At 55.8% G+C, this 1,214-nt stretch carries 2 rRNA genes; both read right to left on the minus strand.

From position 1 onward, the window contains the following. Positions 1–839, minus strand: a 23S ribosomal RNA gene (locus tag ACFYTQ_RS37560); the annotation flags it as partial. A gap of 300 nt (positions 840–1,139) precedes the next feature. Next, positions 1,140–1,214: ribosomal RNA gene (locus ACFYTQ_RS37565) — 16S ribosomal RNA — on the minus strand; the annotation flags it as partial.

Genomic DNA, 1,214 nt, shown 5'->3' on the forward strand with positions numbered 1-1,214 from the left:
CAACCTAAGTGGGTTCGGGCCTCCACGACGTCTTACCGTCGCTTCACCCTGGCCATGGGTAGATCACTCCGCTTCGGGTCCATGACATGCGACTCAAAACGCCCTATTAGGACTCGCTTTCGCTACGGCTCCCCCACACGGGTTAACCTCGCCACACACCGATGACTCGCAGGCTCATTCTTCAAAAGGCACGCCATCACCCCACAACGAGGGCTCTGACGGATTGTAAGCGTCCGGTTTCAGGCACTATTTCACTCCCCTCCCGGGGTACTTTTCACCTTTCCCTCACGGTACTAGTCCGCTATCGGTCACCAGGTAGTATTCAGGCTTACCGGGTGGTCCCGGCAGATTCACAGCAGATTCCACGGGCCCGCTGCTACTCGGGAGACATCCACGAGAGACATACAGTTTTCGCTTACCGGACTCTCACCGTCTACGGTTGGCCATCCCAGACCAATTCAGCTAACAGCATGTTTTCTGACTCTCGCTCACCACGGCAGTGATGAGAAGAATGTTCCCACAACCCCACACGGACAACACCTGCCGGTTATCACATCCGCATGGTTTAGCCTCATCCGCTTTCGCTCGCCACTACTCACGGAATCACTGTTGTTTTCTCTTCCTGTGGGTACTGAGATGTTTCACTTTCCCACGTTCCCTCCACACCGTCTATATATTCAACGGCGGGTGACACGACATCACTCGTGCCGGGTTTCCCCATTCGGAAATCCTCGGATCTCAGCTCGGTTGACAGCTCCCCGAGGCATATCGCAGCCTCCCACGTCCTTCATCGGCTCCTGGTGCCAAGGCATCCACCGAACGCCCTTACACACTTACAAACAAAGATGCTCGCGTCCACTGTGCAGTTCTCAAACAACACACCCACCCGAACCCACACCCGAGACCAGCACCCTCCGAAGAAGACCGGTATCACGGAGATCCGAGCGGATCTATTATCTTGCCTGGAAAGAACGTCTGTTCTTTCAGGACCCAACAGTGTGCCGATATAGCCGACCATAGGTCGGCGATTGTCAGTGTTCCACCCATGAGCGCCCGTGGTCCTACAGTCGAGGACTCAAACGGTCTCTGCCAGCAGACGATCCGACTCTTCGGACCCCTGTCTGGAGAATGCTCCTTAGAAAGGAGGTGATCCAGCCGCACCTTCCGGTACGGCTACCTTGTTACGACTTCGTCCCAATCGCCAATCCCACCTT

Origin of the sequence: Nocardia sp. NPDC004068 (assembly GCF_042874315.1) — a bacterium.
Classification (GTDB): Bacteria; Actinomycetota; Actinomycetes; order Mycobacteriales; family Mycobacteriaceae; genus Nocardia.